This window comes from Cedecea sp. VD22, from assembly GCF_037150195.1.
In the GTDB taxonomy this organism is placed as follows: domain Bacteria; phylum Pseudomonadota; class Gammaproteobacteria; order Enterobacterales; family Enterobacteriaceae; genus Cedecea.
The window spans coordinates 230006-247548 of sequence record NZ_JBBCPX010000001.1; the positions used below are offsets into that span (position 1 = coordinate 230006).

20 protein-coding genes are annotated in these 17543 nt (G+C 55.4%); all 20 read right to left on the bottom strand.

Features of this window, described 5'->3' with window-relative positions:
• Nucleotides 1–152 precede the first annotated feature (152 nt).
• Nucleotides 153–1457 (bottom strand): NAD(P)/FAD-dependent oxidoreductase, encoded by a 1305-nt coding sequence (locus WFK85_RS01160; RefSeq protein ID WP_008453443.1) that lies wholly within the window; start codon nt 1455–1457, stop codon nt 153–155.
• A gap of 402 nt (nt 1458–1859) precedes the next feature.
• Complete coding sequence (ycfP, locus tag WFK85_RS01165; protein WP_008453447.1) at nt 1860–2402, bottom strand: alpha/beta hydrolase YcfP; 543 nt, start codon at nt 2400–2402, stop codon at nt 1860–1862.
• A gap of 21 nt (nt 2403–2423) precedes the next feature.
• On the bottom strand, nt 2424–3446 hold the full coding sequence (nagZ, locus tag WFK85_RS01170) for a beta-N-acetylhexosaminidase (protein ID WP_336707920.1): 1023 nt from the start codon (nt 3444–3446) through the stop codon (nt 2424–2426).
• Entirely contained in the window at nt 3434–4294 is an 861-nt protein-coding gene (gene thiK / locus WFK85_RS01175; protein WP_166993770.1) for a thiamine kinase, read from the bottom strand. The genes nagZ and thiK overlap by 13 nt, the downstream gene beginning before the upstream one ends.
• Complete coding sequence (gene lpoB, locus WFK85_RS01180; RefSeq protein ID WP_008453453.1) at nt 4272–4913, bottom strand: penicillin-binding protein activator LpoB; 642 nt, start codon at nt 4911–4913, stop codon at nt 4272–4274. The genes thiK and lpoB overlap by 23 nt, the downstream gene beginning before the upstream one ends.
• Entirely contained in the window at nt 4910–5293 is a 384-nt protein-coding gene (locus WFK85_RS01185; RefSeq protein ID WP_008453455.1) for a YcfL family protein, read from the bottom strand. The genes lpoB and WFK85_RS01185 overlap by 4 nt, the downstream gene beginning before the upstream one ends.
• Nucleotides 5294–5297: 4 nt before the next feature.
• Nucleotides 5298–5654 carry a purine nucleoside phosphoramidase gene (hinT, locus tag WFK85_RS01190; protein WP_008453457.1) on the bottom strand — a complete coding sequence of 119 codons (357 nt, stop codon included), beginning with the start codon at nt 5652–5654 and terminating at the stop codon, nt 5298–5300.
• 171 nt (nt 5655–5825) lie between these two features.
• Entirely contained in the window at nt 5826–7259 is a 1434-nt protein-coding gene (ptsG, locus tag WFK85_RS01195) for a PTS glucose transporter subunit IIBC (protein WP_008453459.1), read from the bottom strand.
• A 301-nt stretch (nt 7260–7560) separates the two neighbouring features.
• On the bottom strand, nt 7561–8355 hold the full coding sequence (locus WFK85_RS01200; protein ID WP_008453460.1) for a metal-dependent hydrolase: 795 nt from the start codon (nt 8353–8355) through the stop codon (nt 7561–7563).
• A 10-nt stretch (nt 8356–8365) separates the two neighbouring features.
• On the bottom strand, nt 8366–9373 hold the full coding sequence (gene holB / locus WFK85_RS01205; RefSeq protein ID WP_008453461.1) for a DNA polymerase III subunit delta': 1008 nt from the start codon (nt 9371–9373) through the stop codon (nt 8366–8368).
• A complete protein-coding gene (tmk, locus tag WFK85_RS01210) occupies nt 9373–10011 on the bottom strand; it encodes a dTMP kinase (RefSeq protein ID WP_008453462.1) in 639 nt (212 codons plus the stop codon). The genes holB and tmk overlap by 1 nt, the downstream gene beginning before the upstream one ends.
• On the bottom strand, nt 10001–11023 hold the full coding sequence (gene yceG / locus WFK85_RS01215; RefSeq protein WP_166993764.1) for a cell division protein YceG: 1023 nt from the start codon (nt 11021–11023) through the stop codon (nt 10001–10003). Before yceG ends, tmk begins: the two co-directional genes overlap by 11 nt.
• Before the next feature lie 10 nt (nt 11024–11033).
• Nucleotides 11034–11834 (bottom strand): aminodeoxychorismate lyase, encoded by an 801-nt coding sequence (gene pabC / locus WFK85_RS01220; RefSeq protein ID WP_336707915.1) that lies wholly within the window; start codon nt 11832–11834, stop codon nt 11034–11036.
• Nucleotides 11835–11943: 109 nt separating this feature from the next.
• The gene (gene fabF, locus WFK85_RS01225; protein WP_166993760.1) at nt 11944–13185 is read right to left on the bottom strand and encodes a beta-ketoacyl-ACP synthase II; all 1242 of its coding nucleotides are present in this window, start codon (nt 13183–13185) and stop codon (nt 11944–11946) included.
• 85 nt (nt 13186–13270) lie between these two features.
• Nucleotides 13271–13507 (bottom strand): acyl carrier protein, encoded by a 237-nt coding sequence (acpP, locus tag WFK85_RS01230; RefSeq protein WP_004157115.1) that lies wholly within the window; start codon nt 13505–13507, stop codon nt 13271–13273.
• Nucleotides 13508–13661: 154 nt separating this feature from the next.
• Nucleotides 13662–14396, bottom strand: coding sequence for a 3-oxoacyl-ACP reductase FabG (fabG, locus tag WFK85_RS01235; RefSeq protein ID WP_008453466.1), 735 nt, complete (start codon nt 14394–14396; stop codon nt 13662–13664).
• Nucleotides 14397–14409: 13 nt separating this feature from the next.
• On the bottom strand, nt 14410–15339 hold the full coding sequence (gene fabD, locus WFK85_RS01240) for an ACP S-malonyltransferase (RefSeq protein WP_166993758.1): 930 nt from the start codon (nt 15337–15339) through the stop codon (nt 14410–14412).
• Between the two features lie 17 nt (nt 15340–15356).
• On the bottom strand, nt 15357–16310 hold the full coding sequence (locus tag WFK85_RS01245) for a beta-ketoacyl-ACP synthase III (RefSeq protein WP_039291889.1): 954 nt from the start codon (nt 16308–16310) through the stop codon (nt 15357–15359).
• Between the two features lie 6 nt (nt 16311–16316).
• Complete coding sequence (plsX, locus tag WFK85_RS01250) at nt 16317–17351, bottom strand: phosphate acyltransferase PlsX (protein WP_336707907.1); 1035 nt, start codon at nt 17349–17351, stop codon at nt 16317–16319.
• Between the two features lie 12 nt (nt 17352–17363).
• Nucleotides 17364–17534, bottom strand: coding sequence for a 50S ribosomal protein L32 (gene rpmF / locus WFK85_RS01255; protein WP_008453470.1), 171 nt, complete (start codon nt 17532–17534; stop codon nt 17364–17366).
• Nucleotides 17535–17543 lie beyond the last annotated feature (9 nt).

The window sequence follows — 17543 nt, forward strand, 5'->3', positions numbered from 1 at the left end:
AATCAGACAACGGATCAAAAGTGCGGGATCGTGCGGTGAAAACGTGTGTTTAAGACAACTCCGAGCAATCCGCCAGGAATATGCCGAATGTTATGCTGCTTCCCGGCAATAAAAAACCCGGCACGGGGCCGGGTTTCGGAAGGAAATAAAACTTAGTGCAGCTTCAGGCGTGGACGAATCACGCGGTTGATGCTGCCCACCAGCATCATCAGGCCAGTTTTGAAATAACCGTGCAGCGCAATCTGGTGCATACGGTACAGGGAGATGTACACGAAGCGGGCGATGCGGCCTTCCACCATCATCGAGCCGCGCATCAGGTTACCCATCAGGCTACCCACGGTGGAGAATTTGGACAATGAAACCAGTGAACCGTGATCTTTATAACTGTAAGCTTTGAGCGGCTGGCCTTTCATCTGCGCAAGGATGTTAGTCAGCGCGCGGGAAGCCATCTGGTGCGCGGCCTGAGCGCGAGGAGGCACGAAACCACCTTCCGGGCGAGCACAGGATGCACAGTCGCCGATAGCATAGATATCCGGGTCGCGCGTGGTCTGCAGCGTTGGCTCAACCACCAGCTGGTTAATGCGGTTAGTTTCAAGGCCGCCGATATCTTTCATGAAGTCTGGCGCTTTAATGCCCGCCGCCCAGACCATCAGATCCGCTTCGATGAACTCGCCGTCTTTGGTGTTCAGGCCATGCGCTTCGGCACTGGTCACCATGGTTTGCGTCAGCACGCGAACGCCAAGCTTGGTCAGTTCGCTGTGCGCGGCGGCAGAAATGCGCGGCGGCAGCGCAGGCAGAATGCGCTCCCCGGCTTCCACCAGCGTGACGTTCAGCGCTTCGTTGGTCAGCCCTTTGTAGCCGTAGCTGTGCAGTTGCTTAACGGCGTTATGCAGCTCAGCAGACAGCTCAACGCCCGTCGCGCCACCACCAACGATAGCGATGTTAACCTTGCCGCTTGCGCCGAGGTTGGCGGAGTATTTCAGGAACAGGTTTAGCATCTCGGAATGGAAACGACGCGCCTGATGCGGGTTGTCGAGGAAGATGCAGTTCTCTTTCACGCCAGGGGTGTTGAAGTCGTTGGAGGTGCTCCCCAGCGCCATCACCAGCGTGTCGTATGGCAGCTTGCGCTCAGGCACCAGCAGCTCGCCCTTTTCATCGCGCAGTTCGGCGATGGTCAGCGTTTTGCTTTCGCGGTTGATATCCACCACGGAACCCAGCTGGAACTGGAAATGATGATTGCGCGCGTGGGCCAGGTAGCTCAGCGCATCCACGCCTTCATCCAGCGAACCGGTAGCCACTTCATGCAGCAGCGGTTTCCACAGGTGGCTGTGGTTACGGTCGACGAGCGTAATTTTGGCTTTTTTGCCACGCCCCAGTTTTTTACCCAACTGAGTCGCCAGCTCCAGACCACCAGCGCCGCCGCCAACAATCACTATTTTTTTCAATGGTGTAGTCAACTTGACCCCCTAAAATATTAACCAATTGTTAATTAAAAGTTATCTAAATAACCTTTAATTAACAAAGGGTTACTGCACGTTTAACGCCAAACTTTATCGAGAATAACATGAAGGGTGCATTGGTCATACCAAAATTGATGTACATCAATTTTTATGCCGAAAAGATAAACAAAAAGGCCAGCGCGAGGCTGACCATGACATTTTCCCTAAATAATTCGAGTTGCAGGACGGCGGCAAAGCTGAGAAACCCCAGGAGCATAGCTAACTATGTGACTGGGGTGACAAATCTGTCGGGAATAGATTTGAACGCTGCTCGCAGCGGCCCTTTAGGGTGAGGCTCATGGATGAGCCGAATAGCAGGTGCAGCCAACACACCTGCGGCTTGAAGTATGACGGGAAAATTTAGCCCAGGGTTTTAAAGGCTTTAATGCGTTGCAAATGCCGGGAGATATTTTTGAATTTGTGGGTTTGCTGCTCGTCCCAGACGATTTCATAGTAGTGATGCAGCGCTTCAGCCGTGCGCCGGTTGTCCAGCGCTTCGTCGTTGCGCGAGAGAATAGCCAGGCATCGATCGCGGTTCTTCTCACGGAAGTTTGGCACGCACTTGGTGGTGATATCCGCGTACTCTTCCGGCCTGTCGATCTTCCCTTCCATGTTTTCATGGGGGTAAAGGTTCGGGTTAAAAATAACCTGCCGCATATCGCAGAGAAAACCAATGCGCTCCGCCCAGAATCCGCCGAGACCCACGCCGCAAATTAAGGGACGTTCGTCGTCGGTAAGCTGCTGCATCTTGTCGACTTCCTTCAGCAGATGCTGCATGTCGTGCTTCGGATGCAGCGTGCTGTAGCTGATCAGCCGCACGTCGGGATCGATAAACTGAAGCTGCAGCACTTTTTCATGGTTTCCGGGACTGTTTGAGTCAAAACCGTGCAAATAGATTATCATCGCATCCTCATTACCTGAATATTAGCCCGCCTTATGCGCCTGCCACTGCTCGTGCAGCGCTTCCAGCTGCTGGTTCACCTGCTTCCAGCGATCGGATGAACGCAGCTCATCGCGGGTAAATGACCCTTTATGATACAAACCTGTAACACGTTCTGCTTTGACCGGCGACAGGTTATCAAGCACGCTCACCGCCCCTTTACGATTATTGCAGACGAGGATCATATCGCAACCGGCGTCCAGCGATGCCTGACCGCGTTCGGCATAACTGCCCATGATAGCCGCGCCTTCCATCGACAAATCATCGGAAAAAATCACACCATTAAAGCCCAGTTCGCCGCGCAGGACCGTTTTTAGCCAATACTCAGAGCCGCTAGCCGGACGCGGATCGACTTCATCATAGATAACGTGGGCAGGCATGATGGCATCCAGCTTATTCTCGCGAATCAGTGAGGCAAAAATGCGCATGTCATGCTCGCGGATTTCCGCCTTCGGGCGCGGGTCGTGCGGGGTTTCTTTGTGCGAGTCGGCGGTGACCGCCCCGTGGCCAGGGAAGTGTTTACCGGTGGTTTTCATGCCCGCAGCATGCATCCCGTCGATAAAACGCGTGGCCATTGCCAGCGCTTTGGCCGGGTCATCATGGTAGGAACGTTCCCCAATGGCCGCGCTGATGTGCCCGATATCCAGCACCGGCGCAAAGCTGATGTCGATATCCATGGCGATCATTTCGCTCGCCATCAGCCAGCCAGCCTCAGCCGCCAGCTTGCCGCCCTCTTCCAGGCCGCGGAGTGCCGCAAAAGATTGTGCCGCAGGCAGACGGGTAAACCCTTCGCGGAAGCGCTGCACGCGGCCGCCTTCCTGATCGACGGCAACAACCAGACGATGGTGCGAAGCTTCACGGATCTGGCGCACCAGTTCACGTAGCTGCTCCGGGTCGTGGTAGTTGCGGGTAAAAAGAATCAAACCGCCCACCAGCGGGTGCTGCAAAATTTCACGCTCTTCCGCATCCAGCTCGAAGCCGGCCACATCCAACATTACTGGGCCCACAATACTCTCTCCTGATGTTTGCTCGCCCGCAGCGCGCGCCACGCGTCGTCTGCCAGCGTAATAAAATGTTGCTCCCCGGTTTGCCGCCAGCGGCATTCATACCAGGACGCCATAAGTAACGCTATCCACGGCCGCCAGCGCGCAACCTGGCGATTGAGGACGTCAAGGCTGAGTGAAGCCTGAGCAGCATACAACTCCAGCAGCGCTTTACTGTCGACGGTGTTTGCCGCCAGCACGGCGGCCAGCTCCAGCGCAATATCGCCATCCCCGGCGTATTCCCAGTCAATAAGCCCCAGGCGATTGCCCGGTTGCCGCACCAGATTTCCCGCGTGAACATCCATATGCAGAGGGGCCAGCCGCAGAGGCCTGGGCTCCCTACGCCGCTTCAGGCGCTTTAATTCACGCAGCCAGGTCAGGGTTCGCCTGTTTGGGTCGCTTTCCTGCCAGTAAAACTCAAGCAGCGGAGCCAGGCTTATGCGCCAGCCGAACGGTTTCTGCCGATGAAGATAATACAATAAGCCCGTTAATTCAGTGAGCGGGGCCAGGTTCGGCAAAACCTCGCCGTCAAGCCAGCGGGTGAACAGCCAGCCTTCCGCCAGACACCAGGGCTCGGGCGCGATGCCGACGGGCAACTGCCTGAGCGCGCGATGATGCCGCCGAAGGGAAATCCCCGGCAAGCGCTGTTCGGGCAGCTTTCTTGCCGTAAAGCTGCCGGCTTCTGTCTCTACGCGGTAGCTTGTGCCGCTCAGTCCCTCGAGCGCAGAAACACAACCGGCGGCCTGAGCCGCCGGAAGGTATCGAGTCACTGCCGCATCGAGCGATGCTTTAGTTGGTTTGCTGAACAGCACCGCTACCCGACCAGATGATTTCGCCAGTTTGCACCAGCATCAGCTGCATTTTCAGCGTGGGCGTGTTCACGTTGCCGCTGGCGTTGGTGTAAAGCACGTACTGTGCGCCGGTGTTACGCGCAATGCCAATCGCTTTGCTTCGCGTACCTAAGCTGTCCTGCGGGGAAAGCCCAAGCTGCTGCTTAGCCATCGAGAGCTGCTGCGCAGAAACCAGCGTGAACTTGTTGTTGTTGGCCAGCGCGCCGCGCAAGGCTTCAGTCGCGCTGCTGGTTTGCAGGCTGCCATTGGTGCGGTTGTTGACGCTGTCCACCAGCAACACGCTACCCGGCGTCACGCCATCCGCCTGCAGCATTTTGCTGACCATCGGCTGCATGGCACTGTTCCAGTCATAGGTGCGAACCTTAGGCTGAGGCGGAATAGTAGGCTCTGGTTGTTCCACAGGGCCAGGCTGCGTCGGCACGGTCGGTACCGTTGGCACGGTAGGCTCCGGCTGAGCAGGCTGCTCTGTGCCAGGTTTAACTTCTTCTACCGGGGCAGGCTGTTCGCCGCGATTAATACACCCGGTCAGGATCAGCGCCACCGCAGTGACGGCCAGATAACGATGAAGTCCCCTAATCAAAATTCGCTCCTTACAGAGAGAGAAAGACGTACTTTTTTGGCTCCCGGCCAGGCTGCAGTCGATTCAATACGCTGCGAAGACTGCCCCGGGAGGGTAACGGTACGCACTTGCTCAAGCGGGTGGATTTCCAGCCCTTTTTTGTCGTACCAGTAGAAACGGTAGTACAGCGTGACCGGCTTATGCTGCTCATTATACAGCGATGATTCGGCCACCGTGGCACCATTCTGTTGAGAGATATCCGGTTTTTCCGCGCTAATCCCGGCCGCCAGCACCGCAGATTCCATGACCAGGGTTTGGTCGTTGTTCACCGGAATGGCGGGGCTAGAGCTACAGCCCGCCACCAGCAGCAGCGCTAACAGACTCAGGGAAAAGCGCGACATAGGCTCAGTCCTTATGCGCCAGCATTGGGCCAAGCGGACGGCCACCCAGCAGGTGCATGTGAATATGGTACACCTCTTGCCCACCGTGTCGGTTGCAGTTCATGATCAGGCGGTAGCCGTCAGCGGCAATCCCTTCCTGTTCTGCAATTTTAGCTGCAACGGTCATCATCCGCCCCAGCGCAAGCTCGTGTTCAGCTTTAACGTCATTGGCCGTTGGGATAAGCACGTTTGGAATGATGAGGATGTGGGTGGGTGCCTGAGGGGAAATATCACGAAACGCGGTGACCAGTTCGTCCTGGTAAACCACATCCGCCGGAATTTCACGACGAATAATTTTACTGAAAATAGTTTCTTCGGCCATGAGCTGTTCCTTGAAGGAGAAAACGGTGTTGGGAGTATGAGCGAGGCGCTCATTTGACTCAACCTTCTGCACGCTTTTCTTTCGTTAAGTGCTGGCCTTTAAAACAAATTCGTCTTTTTTCAGTAACAAAAAAGGGAGGCTTTCGCCTCCCTTATCGCTCCCCGAACAAACTTAGTTGTTACGGATCCACTCATCCATTTCGGTTTTCAGGTTATCGGACTTGGTGCCGAAAATAGCCTGAACGCCGGAACCTGCGACAACCACACCTGCTGCACCCAGTTTTTTCAGGCCAGCCTGGTCAACTTTTGCCACGTCGGCCACGCTAACGCGCAGACGGGTGATACAAGCGTCGAGGTTAGTGATGTTTTCTTTACCGCCGAAAGCGCTAACCAGAGCAGGTGCCATTTCGCTGGTTACGCCAGCGGTGGTTTCTGCGGTGGCGTCTTCACGACCCGGGGTTTTCAGATCCAGTGCCTTAATCAGTACGCGGAAGATGGTGTAGTACACGATCGCATAGCAGATACCGACAATTGGGAACAGCCACAGTTTGCTGCTGTTACCGCTCAGCACGATGAAGTCAATCAGACCGTGAGAGAAGGACGTCCCGTCACGCATGCCCAGCAGGATACAGATAGGGAATGCCAGACCCGCCAGAATCGCGTGAATGATGTACAGGATCGGGGCCACGAACATGAAGGAGAATTCGATTGGCTCGGTGATACCGGTCAGGAACGAAGTCAGCGCCGCGGAGATCATGATCCCGCCCACTTTTGCACGGTTCTCTGGTTTAGCAGAGTGCCAGATAGCAATGGCCGCAGCCGGCAGGCCGTACATTTTGAACAGGAAGCCGCCGGACAGTTTGCCCGCAGTCGGGTCACCTGCCATGTAGCGAGGGATGTCGCCGTGGAACACCTGGCCCGCAGCGTTGGTGTATTCACCGATCTGCATCTGGAATGGAACGTTCCAGATATGGTGCAGACCAAACGGTACCAGGCAGCGCTCGATGAAGCCATAGATACCGAAGGCAACAACCGGGTTCTGGTATGCAGCCCACTGAGAGAAGGTCTGGATAGCCGTACCGATTGGTGGCCAGATGAAGGACAGCACTACGCCGGTGAAGATAGCCGCCAGACCGGAGATAATCGGTACAAAGCGTTTACCGGCGAAGAAGCCCAGATACTCAGGCAGCTTGATGCGGTAGAAACGGTTGAACATGTATGCCGCAATTGCACCGGAGATAATACCGCCAAGCACGCCGGTATCCGCCAGGTGTTTAGCTGCAATTTCTTCCGCAGGCAGGTGCAGGACCAGAGGCGCGACCACGGCCATGGTTTTCACCATGATGCCATAGGCAACAACCGACGCCAGGGCAGATACGCCATCGTTGTTAGTGAAGCCCAGTGCCACACCGATAGCGAAGATAAGCGGCATGTTGGCGAAGACTGAACCGCCCGCTTCCGCCATAACGTGAGAGACAACGACCGGCAGCCAGCTGAAGTTTGCAGACCCGACGCCCAGCAGGATACCTGCGATAGGCAGTACGGAGACTGGCAGCATCAGCGATTTACCCACCTTTTGCAGGTTAGCAAATGCATTCTTAAACATAATAGAGAGTGCTCCTGAGTATTTGTGCTTTTTTTGTACGCATTTACGCATCGAACCGGGGGGAGAACCGGTTCATAAACAGGACATCTAAGTGTCCTTTTATTTATTACGCAGAGTAAAATAAATAACGAAAACTTTGTTTGACGGCTATCACGTTTCTCAGCCGATCGCGCGAAAAACTTTCATTAATTTACATAACACGCTTACAAATGGTTCAAAACGAGCGTGCACCGCTCATTTTATGGCGGTGCACTTTACTCGCTTAGGCTATTAATTACGAGCTTTAAAATAACTATGAATTTCAGAGAGATTGCAGGCGGGATAAGGGGACGTGGAACAAATCAGCAAAGTTCTGCGTGGTGGCAATAGCCAGTTCTTCCAGCGAAACGCCCTTCAGTACGGCCATATATTCGGCAACATCACGCGTCATAGCAGGCTGGTTTTCTTTCCCGCGATGTGGCACTGGTGCAAGATACGGGGAGTCCGTTTCCACCAGCATTCTGTCCAGCGGGACATAACGCGCGGCGTCACGCAGCTGCTCGGCATTCCGGAAGGTCACTATCCCGGAAAAAGAGATGTAAAACCCCATATCAAGCAGTTTACCCGCCGTTTCTCTGTCTTCCGTGAAACAGTGTAGTACCCCGCCGCACTCTGTCACTTTTTCTTCCTGCAGAATGCTCAGCGTATCGGCGCGGGCATCACGGGTGTGGACGATCACTGGCTTGTTCAGCTCGCGGCCAATACGGATATGGTTCCGGAAAGATTCCTGCTGACGCGGTTTTGTTTCCGGCGTATAGAAGTAATCCAGCCCGGTTTCCCCCATTGCGATAACGCCAGGTTCGGCGGCCAGGCGGCGCAGCTCTTCAACGTCGTACTCTTCGTCCTGGTTCAGCGGATGTACGCCACATGAGAAGGCCACGTTGTTACGCTCCCCGACCAGCTCACGCATTCCCCGATAACCGTCAAGGGTAGTCGCCACAGCCAGGCAAAACTTCACGTCCCTGGCGGCCGCTTTTTCCAGAACGTCATCAACGTTTTTGTGCAGGGATTGATAATCCAGGCCATCGAGATGGCAGTGTGAGTCGACCAGAAACATAGTAATACTCTTATAGATGATGTGAGTGAAGCAGTGCGCCGGGCTGAGCCAGACGCTCCCACGTAAGAAGACTTTCCGTGAGCAGGAGCTCACGGTTAACACCTACCACGTTAAGCAAGGCATCGCGGCAGGTAAACCAGTGGTGAAGCAGGCTTTGCAGCACGGCCGGGGAATAACGCCCGCCGAGGCTTGCCACCAGCGGCTGCATATCCGCGTTGGTGAGCCACGCCCCTGCCCCCTGCTGCCACTTGAGGGCATCAACCAGCAGCGCGCAAAGCCAGTGGACGCGGCGGGCAGCGTCCTCATGGTTTAATGCCGGCAAAAGCGCCAGCAGGTTGTTCGCTTCCCCAGCCTGAGTGAGCTTCTCGCAAAGCTGCTGCCGGGCCTTCCACTGTTCGGGCTGCAAAAGCGCCAGCGCGGCGGCAGGAGCCCCGGAGCTAAGCCGCAGCGAGGCCTGAAGCTCTTCCGCAGAGGCCGTTGTCTCGCGGCCCAGCCATGCCAGAGCAAAACGCTCATCCGGGGGCGCAAGGTGCCAATAAAGGCAACGGCTGCGCAGCGTTGCGGGCAAGTGCGCGGGTTCGCGGCTGCTCAGAAAGAACCAGGTATTTCTTGGCGGCTCTTCCAGCGTTTTCAGCAACGCGTTCGCCGCAGCCTCGGTCAGCAGATCGGCATCTTTCAGCCAGACGACTTTCGCCCCGCCCTGCTGGGCGTGGCCATAAAGCTTCTCGGTGATGTCACGCACGGCATCAATTCCGAGGCTGGATTTGCCTTTTTCTACTTCAAGGGAGTAGCTGTCAGGGTGCGTACCCGCCTGCATCAGCTGGCAGCTATGGCAGTGGCCGCAGCTTTTATTGCCTTCCGGACTTTGGCACATCAGCCAGCGGCACAGGGCGTAGATTAACGCGTCGTCCCCCAGGCCCGGCAGCGCGTGAACCAGCAGCGCATGATGCCCACGCCCGGCCTGATACTGGCCGATAAGCTGCTCAAACGCGCCGCGAAGCCACGGATACCATTTCACTATTGCTGCTCCCGGAACCAGCTCAGCACGGCCTCACGCACGGCCAGCGAGACGTCATCCAGCGGCTGCGTTGCGTCGATGGTTTTAATGCGGCTGTCGCGGCCTGCCAGTTCCAGATAACGCGCACGTGTGCGGTTAAAGAAGTCGATAGATTCCTGCTCAATGCGGTCAAGTTCACCCCGGGCGCGGGCGCGGGTCAGCCCCACTTCAGGCGTCACGTCGAGATAAATCGTCAGGTCAGGATAAAAATCGCCCAGCACGGTGTTGCGCAGCGCCATCAATAACTGCTGGTCAATCTGACGCCCGCCGCCCTGATAGGCCTGGGTGGAGAGATCGTGGCGATCGCCGATGACCCAGCTACCACGCGCCAGGGCCGGTTTGATCACCGTTTCTACCAGTTGGATGCGCGCCGCGTAGAACATCAGCACTTCGGCTTTATCGGTCACCTTCTCATCACCGATCCCGGCATTGTTGAGCGTTAACTCACGCAGGCGCTCGGCTAGCGGCGTGCCACCGGGTTCACGCGTGAAGGTCAGCTCGCTGATACCCAGCTCTTTTAAGGTCGCCACGACCACGTTATGGGCGTTGGTTTTCCCGGCGCCTTCCAGGCCTTCGATGACGATAAATTTACTGTCCATTTTTATCCTTAAGAGCTTTGATATAGACCTGCACCGCCTTGTTATGGCTGGCGAGGTTGGTGCTAAAGGTATGACCACCCTTACCATCAGCAACAAAATAGAGATACGGCGTTTTTGCCGGGTGCGCCGCCGCTTGCAGAGACGCTTCGCTCGGCACCGCAATCGGGCCCGGCGGCAGGCCGCTAATCACATAGGTGTTATACGGCGTGGGAGTCTCGAGATCTTTGCGCGTTAGCTTACCATTATAGCTGTCGCCCATCCCGTAGATAACGGTGGGGTCGGTTTGCAGGCGCATGCCAATACGCAGGCGGTTAATAAACACCGACGCCACCTGGTCACGCTCGGCCGCGACCGCGGTTTCTTTTTCGATGATCGAGGCCATGGTCACCAGGTCGTTTTCGGTTTTATAGGGCAAGCCATCAACTTTGCTTTCCCAGGCCTGCGCCACGGCTTTAACCATTTTTTGATGCACGCGCTTAAGCAAAGCAACATCCGTGGTGTGGGCGGTGTACATCCAGGTGTCCGGGTAGAACCAGCCCTCGACCCATTCAGGGTGCTCAAATTTCAGCGTCTCCGCCACGGTCGCATAGCTGTCGTCTTTTAGCGTGTGCTGGATGTATGGGGCATCTCGCAGCTGCTCGAGTAAATCGCTCAGGCGCATACCTTCCACAAAACGCAGCGGGAACTGCGCCTCTTTCCCACTGGCCAGCAGGCGGAGCATATCGGTGACCGTCATCCCTGGCGTGAGGCGGTATGTGCCAGCCTTAAATTTGGCCAGATCCGGCTCAACGCGCAGCAGCCACTGGAAAACACGCGGGCGTGTAATCAGTTTCTCTTCATAAAGCTGAGTGCCCAGAGCTAAACGTCCGGTGCCCTGCTTCAGGGTGAAAATGGTTTCCTGTTTGATCGGCAACGGCGCTTTTGCCAGCTGGCGCACCTTCCACATGCCTGCACCGGCGGCGATGCCAAGCACAATCAGCAAAACCAGAAAGAAACGAAACATTTTTTTCATCGGTAATCGGTTACTCACAAAGTGGGGCTAAAAAACAGTAAAGTTCACGCGATGTGTAGTCCCAGTCCTGGGCCTGGTTCACCGGTACAACCGGCATTAGCGCATTGCAAACGATCGCTTCATCCGCATCGGCCAGGGTTTCCAGACCTTCGCTGACCTCATGCAGCCGCCAGGAGGAATCCGTCAGGCACGCAATGATGCGCTGGCGCATCGTGCCATTCACGCCCGCACCGTTAATACACGGCGTATAAACGTCGTAACCTTTGCGCCAGAATAAATTAGCCGCACAGCATTCCACCAGGCTCCCCTGACTGTCAAGAACCAGCGCCTCCTGGGCCGCCGTCTGTTCAAGATGCGTACGAATAAGAACCTGTTCAAGCCGGTTAAGATGCTTAAGACCCGCCAGGGAAGGATTAATGCCTATTTTCACAGGACTGAGCGCCAGCCTAATCCCCTGCTCGCGCCAGGCGGGATAAAAGTCAGGGTAAGGCGACAGAGAGAGCATTCGCGTAGGCTGTGTGCAGTTCGATGCGCTGTAACCGCGCCCGCCCGCCCCGCGAGAAATAATCACCTTGAGCACGGCTTTGGTTTCAGAGGTCGCCAGCATGTCCATCTCATCACTGAGCATGGCCCAGTCAACCGGCCCTATCATCAGCGCTTCGCAGGCCTGCTGCAGGCGGCGAAGATGATCTGCCTGAAAGCGAACCCCACCATCAATAACACGGGCGGTAGTAAAGCAGCCGTCGCCAAACTGAATCGCCCGGTCGTTTGCCGGCAGCGTTTCCTGCCACTGACCATTAATAAGATACATAGGGGTTCCTCAGGATACGGAGACACAAGGTTGCCAGAGGGATTTACGGGCGACAAGAGGGGAATTCTGAACAGCAAAAGGGCCCGCAAGCGGGCCCTTTCAGAAACGGTTAGATCTTCTTGAAGATCAACGAACCGTTGGTACCACCGAAACCGAAGGAGTTACACAAAGTGTACTCCAGGCCGCTTACCTGACGAGCTTCGTGTGGCACGAAGTCCAGGTCACAGCCAACATCCGGGTTATCGAGGTTGATGGTTGGTGGCACGGCCTGATCGCGCAGCGCAAGGATGGAATAGATAGACTCTACCGCACCCGCCGCCCCTAACAGGTGGCCCGTCATCGATTTAGTTGAGCTCACCATCACACGGCTTGCATCGGCACCAAAGATAGACTTAACCGCCTGCGTTTCAGCTTTATCACCTGCCGGTGTAGAGGTACCGTGGGCGTTGACGTAGCCAACCTGCCCTGCAGAAATCCCTGCATCGCGCAGTGCGTTTTCCATCGCCAGCGCAGCACCTGCACCGTTTTCTGGTGGAGAAGTCATGTGGTACGCATCGCTGCTCATACCAAAGCCAACAACTTCTGCATAAATTTTCGCGCCGCGTTTTTTCGCGTGTTCGTACTCTTCCAGTACGATGACCCCTGCACCGTCGCCCAGTACGAAGCCGTCACGATCTTTATCCCACGGGCGGCTTGCCGCTTGCGGGTTGTCGTTACGGGTAGACAGTGCGCGCGCCGCGCCAAAGCCACCAACGCCCAGCGGGCTACTGGCTTTTTCTGCACCACCTGCCAGCATTGCGTCTGCATCACCATAGGCAATGATACGTGCCGCATGGCCGATGTTGTGTACGCCAGAGGTACAAGCCGTGGCAATGGAAATGCTCGGACCACGCAGACCCAGCATGATGGTCAGGTGACCTGCCACCATATTGACGATGGTTGAAGGCACGAAGAACGGGCTGATTTTACGAGGGCCACCGTTAACTAAAGAAGAGTGGTTCTCTTCAATAAGCGTCAGGCCACCGATACCAGAGCCGATTGCAGCGCCGATGCGGGCCGCGTTTTCTTCCGTTACTTCGAGGCCAGAATCCTGCATGGCCTGAATGCCAGCAACAATTCCATATTGAATGAATTCATCCATCTTGCGCTGATCTTTGCGCGAGATGATGTCTTCACAGTTAAAATCCTTTACTAAGCCAGCAAATTTCGTTGCGTAGGCGCTAGTATCGAAATGGTCGATCAGGCTGATGCCACTCTGACCGGCAAGGAGAGCTTTCCAGGTAGACTCTACGGTATTGCCGACAGGAGACAACATGCCCAGTCCGGTCACAACTACACGACGCTTAGACACGTTTGTCCTCCAGGGAGGGAAAAAATACTAGTGGGACAATTCAGATAAAACTCAGGCGGTCGAATGACCGCCTGGAGATGTTCACTTACGCCTGGTGGCCGTTGATGTAATCAATGGCAGCCTGAACGGTGGTGATTTTCTCAGCTTCTTCGTCCGGAATCTCAGTATCAAACTCTTCTTCCAGAGCCATTACCAGCTCAACGGTGTCAAGAGAATCAGCGCCCAGGTCCTCAACGAAGGAAGCGGTGTTCACTACTTCTTCTTGCTTAACGCCCAGTTGTTCGCCAATGATTTTCTTAACGCGTTCTTCGATAGTGCTCATACTCTTAAATTTCCTATCAAAACTCGCTTTCGCGATGGTTTTCGTAGTGTATAAAATGTTGAAAAAGATGCAACCAAATCCCGGCTGGTCAAACCACGATTTTACGCTATTTTGCGGGCATTCGCCCAAATAACGCAAATATTTTTCACCGTGATTAAACCATATACATTCCGCCGTTGACGTGCAGGGTCTCACCAGAGATGTACCCAGCTTCGTCAGAGGCTAAAAATGCTACTGCACTGGCGATTTCATTTGCGTCGCCTAAGCGACCCGCAGGAACCTGCGCCAGTATACCCGCACGCTGTTCATCAGAGAGCGCACGCGTCATGTCCGTTTCAATAAAGCCCGGAGCAACAACGTTCACAGTAATACCGCGAGACGCGACTTCGCGCGCCAGCGATTTACTGAAGCCAATCAAACCAGCCTTCGCCGCAGCGTAGTTAGCCTGACCAGCATTTCCCATGGTACCAACCACAGAACCGATAGTGATAATACGCCCATGACGCTTTTTCATCATAGCTCGCATTACCGCTTTTGACAGACGGAAAACAGATGACAGGTTAGTTTCGACAATGTCGTTCCACTCGTCTTCTTTCATGCGCATCAGCAGGTTATCGCGAGTGATACCGGCGTTGTTCACCAGAATGTCTACTTCACCAAACTCTTTACGGATGCTGTCCAGCACGGCTTCAATGGAAGCCGGGTCGGTCACGTTCAGCATAAAGCCTTTGCCGTTTTCGCCCAGATAATCGCTGATGGCCTGCGCGCCGCTTTCGCTGGTCGCAGTCCCGATAACTTTTGCCCCGCGAGCCACTAAGGTCTCTGCGATGGCGCGGCCGATACCGCGGCTAGCGCCGGTAACCAGCGCAATTTTTCCTTCAAAACTCATGGTTTTCCTCGTTTTATTGTTCAAGCGCCGCTGACAGCGTTGCAGGCTCATTAATGGCCGTTGCCGTCATGGTGTCAACAATACGTTTGGTCAGCCCGGTCAATACTTTACCCGGACCCACTTCCAGCAATTGGGAAACGCCCTGTGCCGCCATAAACTCTACGGATTTAGTCCACTGGACCGGGCTATAGAGCTGACGTACCAGCGCGCTACGGATAGCGTCTGCCGCGGTTTCACACTTCACGTCAACGTTGTTCACAACCGGAATTACCGGTGCGTTAAAGGTGATATTTTCCAGCGCTACCGCCAGCTTATCCGCCGCAGGTTTCATTAGTGCGCAGTGGGACGGCACGCTAACCGGCAATGGCAGAGCACGTTTTGCGCCCGCGGCTTTACACGCAGCGCCTGCACGCTCAACGGCTTCTTTGTTACCCGCGATCACAACCTGGCCCGGAGAGTTAAAGTTCACCGGAGAAACAACCTGCCCCTGCGCTGACTCTTCACAGGCTTTGGCAATAGAAGCATCGTCCAGACCGATAATGGCAGACATCGCGCCAGTCCCTTCCGGAACGGCGTCCTGCATCAGCTTGCCGCGCAGCTCAACCAGGCGAACAGCATCGGCGAAATCAATTACGCCAGCACACACCAGCGCGGAATACTCGCCCAGGCTGTGGCCTGCTAACAGCGCAGGTGCTTTACCGCCCTGCTGCTGCCAAACGCGCCACAAAGCGACAGAAGCCGTCAACAGGGCCGGCTGAGTCTGCCAGGTTTTGTTCAGCTCTTCCGCTGGCCCTTGCTGCGTCAGCGTCCACAGGTCATAGCCCAGCGCGTCAGAGGCTTCGCGGAACGTGGCTTCAATCACCGGATAGCTTGCCGCGAGATCGGCCAGCATGCCAACGGACTGGGAACCCTGTCCCGGAAACACCATAGCAAATTGCGTCATGTCGAAAATTCCTTTAATCAAAAACGAACCAGTGCAGAGCCCCAGGTGAAACCGCCCCCGAACGCTTCCAGCAGCACCAGTTGACCGCGTTTAATACGGCCATCGCGTACCGCTTCATCCAGCGCAGCCGGGACGGATGCAGCAGAGGTATTGCCATGGCGATCCAGGGTCACGACGACATTATCCATCGGCATACCGAGCTTCTTCGCGGTCGCGCTGATGATGCGCAGGTTAGCCTGATGCGGTACCAGCCAGTCGAGCGCGGTGCGATCGAGGTTATTCGCAGCCAGGGTTTCGTCGACGATATGAGCCAGTTCGGTCACCGCGACTTTAAACACTTCGTTCCCGGCCATCGTCAGGTGAACTGAATTCTCAGGATTCACGCGATCGACGTTCGGCAACGTCAGCAGATCGCCATAGCTACCGTCTGCGTGCAGATGGGTAGAAATGATACCAGGCTCTTCAGACGCCCCTAACACAACGGCGCCCGCGCCATCGCCAAAAATAATAATGGTACTGCGATCTTCAGGATCGCAGGTACGTGCCAGAACATCGGCCCCGATAACCAGCGCATTCTTCACTGCGCCAGATTTCACGTACTGATCGGCAATGCTTAACGCGTAGGTAAAGCCTGCGCATGCCGCCGCCACATCAAACGCCGGACAGCCTTTAATTCCCAGCATCGCCTGAATCTGACAGGCGGCGCTTGGGAAAGCGTGCGTGGAAGAGGTTGTTGCTACAACAATCAGGCCGATGTCATTTTTATCAATGCCGGCCATGTCCAGTGCATGAAGCGCGGCTTCATAACCCATGGTTGAAACGGTTTCATTCGGGCCCGCAATACGACGCTCGCGAATACCAGTCCGGGTGACAATCCACTCGTCGGTCGTATCAACCATTTTTTCCAGGTCAGCGTTAGTACGCACTTGTTCAGGCAGGAAGCTGCCGGTACCAATAATCTTCGTATGCATTTACGCTCAGTCACTCTTGGGTAATACAGATTCCAGGCGGGCAGCAATTCTGGTGGGAACTTGCCGCCGCACCGCCTGCACTGCCTGTTCAATCGCGACAGCAAACGCTCGCTGATTGGCCGCACCGTGGCTCTTAATCACCGTGCCGCGCAATCCTAACAGACAGGCGCCATTATACTGGTCGGGGTTGAGGTGACCGAATCGCCTTATCAGACGTTTTTGTAGCCACTTCTTCAATATTATCAGCCACCACGACCTTTTTTTTCCTTCCCCCTGCGATTTGAGCAGTGAAAGGAACATCCTGACAACACCTTCCATCGTCTTGAGTGTGACGTTGCCGACAAAACCGTCACAGACCAGAACGTCCGTCTTGCCGGTGAGCAATTCGTTGGCCTCAAGGTATCCAATATAGTGCACTGAAGGCATTGTTTTTAATAATGCAGAGGCGTCGCGGATACTGTCCAGCCCCTTCGTCTCTTCTTCGCCGATATTCAGCAGCGCAACGCGCGGGCGAGAAATACCCAGTACTTCTTCGGCCATCACGGAACCCATAATGGCAAACTGCACCAGCATCGTGCTGTCGCAGTCAACATTGGCGCCGAGATCGAGCACCACCGTTTTACCTTTTTGCTGATGAGGTAATACCGTCATCAGCGCCGGGCGCTCTATTCCGTCTATCGGCTTGAGCAGTAACTTCGCAAGCCCCATCAGCGCACCGGTATTCCCGGCACTGACGCAAGCCTCTGCCCGCCCTTCTTTAACCAACTCCAGCGCAACGCGCATTGACGATCCCCGGCTGGCACGGATCGCCTGAGAAGGTCTGGCATCACTGGCAATAACCGATTCCGCAGGAATAATCTGCAGACGTGAGCGTTGCTCGAAATCAGCTTTGGCAAGTAATGGCGTGATTGCGTCGGGATTGCCGACTAAAAGAAGATTAAGCGAAGAGTTAGAGTCCAGTGCCTGCAACGCTGCAGGCACTGTCACGGAAGGACCGAAGTCCCCACCCATGGCATCTAACGCTAGGGTTAGACGTCTCAAGGTTGCGCCAGATTACTTAGCGATAACCTTGCGGCCGCGGTAGAAACCGTCGGCAGTGATGTGGTGACGCAGATGAGTTTCGCCAGAAACTTTGTCCACGGACAGGGTGGCGGTGGTCAGCGCGTCATGGGAACGACGCATGCCACGTTTGGAACGGGTTGGTTTATTCTGTTGTACGGCCATGGACCTTAC

Excerpts from the sequence above, each read along its gene's own strand:
- ycfP (WP_008453447.1), bottom strand. The coding sequence starts at position 2,402 with ATGATAATCTATTTGCACGGTTTTGACTCAAACAGTCCCGGAAACCAT.
- WFK85_RS01185 (WP_008453455.1), bottom strand. The coding sequence starts at position 5,293 with ATGTCGCGCTTTTCCCTGAGTCTGTTAGCGCTGCTGCTGGTGGCGGGC.
- hinT (WP_008453457.1), bottom strand. The coding sequence starts at position 5,654 with ATGGCCGAAGAAACTATTTTCAGTAAAATTATTCGTCGTGAAATTCCG.
- ptsG (WP_008453459.1), bottom strand. The coding sequence starts at position 7,259 with ATGTTTAAGAATGCATTTGCTAACCTGCAAAAGGTGGGTAAATCGCTG.
- WFK85_RS01200 (WP_008453460.1), bottom strand. The coding sequence starts at position 8,355 with ATGTTTCTGGTCGACTCACACTGCCATCTCGATGGCCTGGATTATCAA.
- tmk (WP_008453462.1), bottom strand. The coding sequence starts at position 10,011 with ATGGACAGTAAATTTATCGTCATCGAAGGCCTGGAAGGCGCCGGGAAA.
- yceG (WP_166993764.1), bottom strand. The coding sequence starts at position 11,023 with ATGAAAAAAATGTTTCGTTTCTTTCTGGTTTTGCTGATTGTGCTTGGC.
- pabC (WP_336707915.1), bottom strand. The coding sequence starts at position 11,834 with ATGTATCTTATTAATGGTCAGTGGCAGGAAACGCTGCCGGCAAACGAC.
- acpP (WP_004157115.1), bottom strand. The coding sequence starts at position 13,507 with ATGAGCACTATCGAAGAACGCGTTAAGAAAATCATTGGCGAACAACTG.
- fabG (WP_008453466.1), bottom strand. The coding sequence starts at position 14,396 with ATGAGTTTTGAAGGAAAAATTGCGCTGGTTACCGGCGCTAGCCGCGGT.
- fabD (WP_166993758.1), bottom strand. The coding sequence starts at position 15,339 with ATGACGCAATTTGCTATGGTGTTTCCGGGACAGGGTTCCCAGTCCGTT.
- WFK85_RS01245 (WP_039291889.1), bottom strand. The coding sequence starts at position 16,310 with ATGCATACGAAGATTATTGGTACCGGCAGCTTCCTGCCTGAACAAGTG.
- rpmF (WP_008453470.1), bottom strand. The coding sequence starts at position 17,534 with ATGGCCGTACAACAGAATAAACCAACCCGTTCCAAACGTGGCATGCGT.